The sequence below is a fragment of the Pseudarthrobacter naphthalenicus genome (assembly GCF_029076445.1).
Lineage (GTDB): Bacteria > Actinomycetota > Actinomycetes > Actinomycetales > Micrococcaceae > Arthrobacter > Arthrobacter naphthalenicus.
Genome location: NZ_JARESG010000051.1, coordinates 1 through 6,044, shown reverse-complemented (window position 1 = coordinate 6,044; position 6,044 = coordinate 1). Strand labels below are relative to the sequence as shown.

General features: G+C 59.4%; 7 protein-coding genes and 2 pseudogenes. 7 read left to right on the top strand and 2 right to left on the bottom strand.

All coding sequences use genetic code 11. The annotated features are described in order from the left end of the window. From PY310_RS21100 to PY310_RS21080, 5 genes are all read left to right on the top strand, one after another. A partial coding sequence (locus tag PY310_RS21100) for an aldehyde dehydrogenase family protein (protein ID WP_275216587.1) occupies positions 1 to 112 on the top strand: 112 nt, incomplete at its 5' end. Between the two features lie 40 nt (positions 113 to 152). Next, positions 153 to 632 carry a riboflavin kinase gene (locus tag PY310_RS21095; RefSeq protein WP_275216586.1) on the top strand — a complete coding sequence of 160 codons (480 nt, stop codon included), beginning with the start codon at positions 153 to 155 and terminating at the stop codon, positions 630 to 632. Between the two features lie 356 nt (positions 633 to 988). Continuing rightward, positions 989 to 1,333, top strand: a complete 345-nt coding sequence (locus PY310_RS21090) for a hypothetical protein (RefSeq protein WP_275216585.1) — start codon at positions 989 to 991, stop codon at positions 1,331 to 1,333. A 13-nt stretch (positions 1,334 to 1,346) separates the two neighbouring features. Further along, the gene (locus PY310_RS21085) at positions 1,347 to 1,658 is read left to right on the top strand and encodes a DUF1330 domain-containing protein (RefSeq protein WP_275216583.1); all 312 of its coding nucleotides are present in this window, start codon (positions 1,347 to 1,349) and stop codon (positions 1,656 to 1,658) included. 598 nt (positions 1,659 to 2,256) lie between these two features. Further along, the gene (locus PY310_RS21080; protein WP_275216582.1) at positions 2,257 to 3,408 is read left to right on the top strand and encodes an LLM class flavin-dependent oxidoreductase; all 1,152 of its coding nucleotides are present in this window, start codon (positions 2,257 to 2,259) and stop codon (positions 3,406 to 3,408) included. Between the two features lie 216 nt (positions 3,409 to 3,624). Here the strand turns inward: PY310_RS21080 and PY310_RS21075 are convergent. Further along, positions 3,625 to 4,369, bottom strand: a pseudogene (locus tag PY310_RS21075) (IS30 family transposase); the annotation flags it as partial. Between the two features lie 219 nt (positions 4,370 to 4,588). Between PY310_RS21075 and PY310_RS21070 the strand changes: the two are divergent. Then, positions 4,589 to 4,735, top strand: a pseudogene (locus PY310_RS21070) (IS3 family transposase); the annotation flags it as partial. A 63-nt stretch (positions 4,736 to 4,798) separates the two neighbouring features. Next, positions 4,799 to 5,845, top strand: a complete 1,047-nt coding sequence (locus tag PY310_RS21065) for an IS110 family RNA-guided transposase (RefSeq protein ID WP_275216580.1) — start codon at positions 4,799 to 4,801, stop codon at positions 5,843 to 5,845. Positions 5,846 to 5,884: 39 nt separating this feature from the next. Here the strand turns inward: PY310_RS21065 and PY310_RS21755 are convergent, their stop codons facing one another. Then, the gene (locus PY310_RS21755) at positions 5,885 to 6,037 is read right to left on the bottom strand and encodes a hypothetical protein (RefSeq protein ID WP_419095533.1); all 153 of its coding nucleotides are present in this window, start codon (positions 6,035 to 6,037) and stop codon (positions 5,885 to 5,887) included. Positions 6,038 to 6,044 lie beyond the last annotated feature (7 nt).

Sequence of the window (6,044 nt, the reverse complement as noted above, 5' to 3'; positions counted from 1 at the left end):
AGCCGCTGAACTGCCATTCGGGGGTGTGAAGCGATCCGGGTTCGGACGCGAACTGGGCAAGTACGGAATGGACGAATTCGTCAATAAAAAGCTCATCCGTGTCAAACGCTGAACCTTTCACCCTGGAGAGGATGAGGGATGGGAGTACAACCATGATCAACACCAAGACCCCTCGGGAACTCGCCGCGGTCATCACCTCGGGGGCAACCGTGACGGTCGTGGAAGGAACCGTAGAGCATGGTGATGCGAGGGGAAGGCTGCTGGGATTCCCCACCGCTAACCTCATCCTCCACAACGAACAGATTCAGGACGGAGTGTGGACAGCCATCGTCGAAATCCCTTCCCACGGATCAGTCGTCGCGGCAGTGTCGATCGGCCGGCGCAGTACCTTCTACACGGAAGGAGAGCGTTTACTTGAGGCCCATCTCCTGGACTTCGACCAAGACATCTACGGCGAGCACCTACAAGTAAAATTGTTCAAAAACCTGCGGATCCAGCGCAGCTTCGCTTCTATCGTCGAGCTGACGGAGCAGCTTAAAAGGGATGTTGAAGCCACACGCACCTGGGCCGCCAAGCACTATCCTGTTTTCCTGGCAGCCAAAAATGGGGAGCCGCAAAGGCTTCACTCATGAGCAAGCAACAGGTCCCTCGCTGGGCCTTGGAGCGGGTCACTTCCGTCATTGAGTCCGAACGCCGGACCGGAAGGTCAGCCACAAATCTGGCCTCCTTGGCCCAGCTCGCTGGAGTCAACAAGGACCTTGTTCGTCGTTGCCTTGCTGCTCGCACACGGAACTCGCAGGACGTTGCAAGAGGGCAGGATCCTCTACTGGCCCGGGCCGGGGACTCGTGAAGTCGGGGCCACTCGCTACAGACGGCATGGAGGCGAGGATAGTTGTGATGGTTCACCCACCCCGGACCCTATGCCGCAGCCGCCGCTCGTTTTACCTCCGATGACACTTCAGTAGTTTGACGCAAAGGAAGTTACGTAATGCCATCCAACGTGGAGAAAATCACGATTAATATACCTGTGCCAGACGCCGCAGACGCGTACAAGCAGCTTGCGAGTTTGGTCGACTGTGAAGCGTTGATTGAGGACGGCTCACGATACGTTCTCTTCACCATCGCCGGTACACGACTCGCATTCGTCTCCGGGTCTGAAGACCTGACGCAAGGACGAGTTGCCTTGGCGCTGCAAGTTCAGGACACGGCGCTGGTCGCTCAGGCGGCCAAGTCGAACGGCCTCGAACCTAAGGTAGCGGAGCACCCATCTCCCGTGTCCTTTAATGTGGTCGGCCTTCAGGGCTCATCAGATCTCCTTTATTACGGAAAGTGAGTTGGGTAACAAAATGGATGCCACACGCTATTCATACATCGCGATCTCTGTCCTTAAGGATATCGACGATGAAGTGTTCGCCGAATATGGGCAGAAGGCCACAGAGTCCATCGTCGAGCACGGTGGCGCGGTACTGAACCTCGTGAATATGTCGTATTGCTTTGAGGGAATGGATGTGGGTCGCGCGGTCGTGATCGGCTTTCCCTCGGAGCATGCAGCGCAGACATGGTATTCGAGTGACCAGTACCAAAAATTGATTGCCCTGCGACATAGCTCTGCCACCACCATCACCTTGTCCGGCGGGCAAGACTTACTCACGGGCTAACTGGTCACGGACTGGATACTGCGCGTACCGCGGCCTCGGCGAAAACTTCATCGAAGTGCGCTGCATCTCAAAGCGTTTGACCGATATCTCAGTGCGGCCACCCAGGTAAAAGTTCGTGAAAGGTGCCGCCCGGTGCGTCAGCAAGTTGTGCACAGCGCGATCTGTTCTCCTTGCATCAAAAAAGGCCGAACGTTTCGTCGACTTCCGCTAGGGACCGTCCGCTACTTCCTGCCTGGTGCGGTTTATTTCACCAAGTGCCGAAGATTACAACCACTAGGAGGGAGGAAACTGAGAAAAGAAGGTAAATCTGGTCCATCGATCATGTCCTTCCAACCGGGCACGGCCCGGTCGCAATGACTTTGGGACCAGAATATGGAATCCATCATCTATCAGCTGACGAGAGCCCGAAGTACGGCTCAACTTCGCAGAGGCCGGCTCTTCTGGGAAGACTAGCCGAATCATGATGCGGATATACGCCAATGAAAGCCCATGCAAAAACGAAGACTTGGGTTACCGAGAACATCGTCGCGATCTTGTCCATAGCACTACCCGGATTGAGCTCGTTGGCGGAAGATCACATATCAGGAGAAGGTTAAAAATGAAGTTCGGAATTCTTAACGAGGCCCAGGTTGCGAAAGGGTCGACGTCTGCTGTTCGTATCCAAGAGGTTATCGATGAAGCGGTGCACGCCGATAAGCTCGGCTTCGATTACTGGGGCACCTCTGAACAGCACCTGGTGCCGAGTTCGTGGACCGTTTCGTCCCCGCAGGCGATTTATGGCGCGGTTGCGGCGCTGACAAAGCGAATCAAGCTCCGAACAATGTCGATTGTGACGCTTAAGGAGCTGGGTCACCCCATTCTCAATGCGGAGCGGCTCGCGACCTTGGATGCCATTTCTCAGGGCAGGGTTGAGTTCGGCAGCGCACGCTCCAATAACGCTGCCTACCAGACGGCTTTCGGCATTGACCCAACGAATACGAGGCAGGAGTGGCTCGAGACGGTCGAAGCAACGCTGCGCGCGATGCAAGAGAACCCTTTTACCTTTAAGGGCGAGATCTACAACATTGATGAACCGTTCACCGTGTCGCCGCGCCCGTACTCCTTGGTGCCGCCGCCGGTTTGGGCTGCAGCTTCTAGTGCTGAATCCCACAGAATGACGGGTGAGCTCGGTATCGGAGTAATGACGCTTGAAAGCTTTTTGGGCTGGGACTACGCCAAAGACTGCGTCGAAGCGCACATCGAAGGTTCCAAGAACGCCGCTCCCATCGGTGGCTTGTACCCGGCGAATCCCGGGCGGGCATTCCTGACGTTCCCGGCGCATGTCGCGGAAACTCATGACCGAGCGATCGACGAGGCAAGGGAAACGACGCTGGGCCTGGTTGCTCACCTCGCTGACCTGTACTCAACTGTGGCGAAGAGCGAAAAGGAGAAGGGCGGGGATTCATACGCATACCTGTTGGATCTGGCGGATAAAATTTCGCATTTCACCACGGACATCGAAGGGCTGATTGAGCACTCACCGACTGCGATGATCGGCACCCCAGACGAGGTGATCGAGCGTATCCAGCGACTCGAGAAGATGGGCTACAACGAGATCATCCTCAAGATCGACAACTACGGTCATCGGACCAACCTCCGAAGCATGGAAATGTTTGCGAAGTACGTGATTCCGGGTGTGAAGCATCCCTCGCTCATCCCGGAGAACGACTACGAGCTGCGTGGAGTGGAAGCGAAGCCGTTCCTCGTGTGAGCCTCTAGGGTAACCCCCTTCCGCAACTAAATCACCAAGCCCTGCTCGGACCCGCCCTGTGCAGCAGAATGGGTCCGAGCAGGGCCGCTTTCGGTTCCTCCTAAGAGACAGGGGACTGGTCGCCGGGGCACTCACCGCGTTCCCGTGTCAACGGCAATTTAGAAATGACCGGTGGCGGCATGTTGGTTTGCCCGCTGCTTGAGTTCTAGCGATCACAGTCGCAACACCGGGTTGTTGAACTGATCGTAGCTGTTCGTCCAGTGCTTCGGCGGGAGTCTTCCAGCCGAGCGTTTTGCGTGGCCTGGTGTTGAGAGTGCGCTGCGAGATCATCGCTGGTCCATCGGGACAGGTCGGTGCCCTTCCGGAAGTATTGGCGCAGCAGACCATTCGTGTTCTCGTTCATGCCTCGCTGCCACGGGCTCTTCGGGACGGCGAAGTAGACCCTTACCCCGGGGTCGACGGTGAATCTGGCGTGGTCGGAGAGTCTTTGCCGCGATCCCAAGTCACCGATTGTCGCAGTTGCTGGGGCAGTGTCGTGATCGTTTTGGCGAGGGCGTCTGCCATCGTCACCGCTCCGTAGCCAGCCAGCGCGGGTCCGTTCTTCGTCCGTGGGATGACGCCGTAGCCTTCTCCGCGGGATAGGTGGATCAGCATCGTGAACCGTGTCGTCCGCTCGACCAGCGTGCCGATCGCCGATCGTTGCAGGCCAATCACCAAGTCCCCTTCCCCAGTGCCCGGGAACGGCGCGATCGGCGACTTCGGGAGGGCGCTTGCTGATGAGGGTCTCCTCAGTGACATGAGCCCAGGACTGCCGCTTCGACCGAGCTCTTGGTACGCGCATTGCACGCCCCGTGCGCAGGTACAGAACGAGTTCGCGTTTGAGCGCTCCGCGGCCCTGAACGTAAAGCGCCTGGTAGATCGCCTCATGGGAAATACGCATGGACTCATCATCCGGGAAATCAGCGCGTTCCGGCCGCTTGCGACACGCCAGCCAATGTCGCCGCCCGCTCGCTCGTACACCCCGTCGCGATCTCACGCCAGAACGCCCGCTCGGTGTCCCGCCTTAATGACGGCTTCCCGGGCGATTTCATGACAGGCCTGCCCGTCGCCACTTTCATCCAGCCTGCCGGCCTGCCCATCGCTACTTCCAGAATCGAGGTGTTGCGACTGTGAATCCGTCCAGTACCGTGCGATCCGCTACACCCAGCGCTTCGAGGAAGCAGACGCTGTGGCCTCCGTCGGGTTCAAGGGCGATAGCTATGACAATGCCCTCGCCGAGACGTTCAACTCACTGTTCAAGGCCGAACTCATCCGCAACAAGGGCCCCTGACTGGGATATGCCGACCGGCCGGTCCTGCCCCCTACCCGTAGAAGGAAAGGAGACAAGACCATGGTGATCATCGGGATCGATGCGCACAAGCGTTCCCACACGGCCGTGATCGCGGACGCGGTGGGCAGGCAGATCGCGGTCAAGACGATCGGCACGACCAGCAGCGACCATCTCGCCCTGCTGGCATGGGCGAACAAGCACGACGATCAGGAACGGCTCTGGGCGATCGAGGACTGCCGGCATCTGAGCAGACGATTGGAACGCGACCTCCTCGCCGCGGGCGAACAGGTCGTGCGGGTGCCTCCGAAGCTGATGTCCCATGTCCGGGACAGCGCCCGCACGTTCGGCAAGTCCGACCCGATCGACGCTCTCTCGATCGCGCGTGCCGCTCTGCGGGAACCCGATCTGCCCGTCGCCCGTCTTGACGGGATCGAACGCGAGATCCGCCTCCTGGTCGACCACCGCGAGGACCTCGTCGCCGAACGTACCCGCATCATCAGCCGGATCCGCTGGCACCTGCACGAGCTCGATCCTGCATGGACGGCCCCGGCCAACCTCGACCGGGCCAGCGCGTTCACACGCATCAAATCCCATCTGGACGACTTTTCCGGGATTGTCGCCGACCTCGCCCAGCGGCTCCTGACCCATCTGCGCCGCCTCACCGAGGAGATCGATGAACTCACTGCCGAACTCAGCCGCCGGATCACGGTCATCGCTCCGGCGCTGCTGGCGATCGTCGGTTGCGGGCCCCTGACGGCGGCGAAGATCCTAGGAGAAACCGCAGGCGTCACCCGGTTCCGCTCCAAGGACGCCTACGCACGCCATAACGGCACTGCCCCGCTGCCGGTGTGGTCTTCGAACAAGGCCCGGCACCGGCTCTCCCGCACCGGGAACAGACAGCTGAACGCGGCGCTGCACCGGATCGCGCTCACCCAGGCCCGTTGCCACCCGGGCGCGCGAGAGCTTCTGGCCCGCCGTAAAGCAGGCGGGGACGGCGGCATGGAAGCACTGCGTATCCTCAAACGCCGACTATCCGACGTCGTATACCGGGCACTGATCAACGACCAAAAAACCTGCGCCGCCCGCACGCTCACCCTCGCCGCTTGACAGAGGAGCTAGAGACAGTCCCAAACCCGGGCCTTGACATTAGGCAGTAGTGGCGTGGATCGGGGATAGGAATTCGGCGACGAATGCGGTGTTGAAGTCACCACTCACGAATTTCTCGGTTTCGAGGATCTTCTTGTGGAAGGGCGCTGTGGTGGTGATGCCTTCGATGACGAGTTCGTCGAGGGCGCGGATGGTTCGG